The following is a 1,144-nucleotide window of genomic DNA, read 5'->3' on the forward strand; positions in this document are numbered from 1 at the left end:
TAAGAATTCTTTGACCTTCTCTTTTTGCGGCTTGATGAGACACTTACCCTTGTAGTGTCGGACATTGAACCCTAGAAAATTGAATCCCTCAGTAATCTGAGTAATTTTGGTTTTATCCGAATTGAGTTTTAGACCTCTTTGATTTAGCCATTCTTCTACGATGGGTTTAATGGCTTCCAAATTCTCACGATTTTCTGCGGTGATGATGAAGTCATCAGCGTAACGAACAAACCCATATTTTGGTTTGTGTTCCCTCTCCGTTCTTTTTCTACCTTTTGAGTCGGTATATTTGTACTCCTTCGTCTTTTTATGTTGGCTTAGGAGTTTTTCCATTCCGTCGAGAGCTATATTTGCCAAAAGGGGACTTATAATCCCTCCCTGTGGCGTTCCGCTTTCTGTATCGTGGAATATTTCCGCCTCTACATATCCTGCTTTTAACCACTGTTTGATTAGCTCTTTACCAGGGATTTCTCCTATGGCATTGAGCAGGTATTCGTGGCTAATATTGTCGAACGCCCCTTTTATATCTGCGTCCAATATCCATCTGTCATTTCCCTGAGCGTTTAGTCTTATCCATGTCTGCTCAATTGCGTCATGGCAACTTCTGCCTGGGCGGAAGCCATAGGACTGGGCTTCAAATCTGGTTTCCCAGACTGGTTCTAGGGCATTCTTGACAATTGCCTGTGCTATTCGGTCTTTGATTGTCGGGATACCTAATGGTCTTTGTTTTCCGTTGGCTTTCGGTATGTATACCCTTTTAGTTGGGCGGACTTTCCATAAGGTATTTTCCTGAATTTCTCTGACCAATTTCACTCTTTCCTCTGGAGTTAAAGCCGTCTGACCATCAATGCCAGCCGTCTGTTTCCCTTTGTTTTCTTGAGTGACTCTTCGCACTGACAATAGCAGGTTGGAGTAACTGCGAAGCATCAGTTTCATGAGGCTTTTGACCTTATTAAACTGACCGTCCTGGGCTGCTCGGTAGATTCTCTGTCTCAGGTTTCTGACGCGCTTTTTGATGAGCTTCCAATTAATGGATGCCCATTCCTTGAGCGGTTCTTTCGTTCTGATGTCATTGCTGACTCTATCTTCCACGTTGGTTCGATTCCTTTACGTGAGATTTACCGTTGAAGACCCGCTGGAAGTC

Annotated in this window: 1 protein-coding gene; it reads right to left on the reverse strand. The window is 43.7% G+C overall.

Annotated elements, in window-relative coordinates:
* The coding region (gene ltrA, locus QUB61_RS39585) for a group II intron reverse transcriptase/maturase (RefSeq protein ID WP_333136960.1) at positions 1–1,092 on the reverse strand (1,092 nt) is incomplete at its 3' end.
* Positions 1,093–1,144: the final 52 nt, after the last annotated feature.

It is taken from the genome of Microcoleus sp. C2D2, assembly GCF_036702495.1.
Taxonomy (GTDB): domain Bacteria; phylum Cyanobacteriota; class Cyanobacteriia; order Cyanobacteriales; family Microcoleaceae; genus Microcoleus.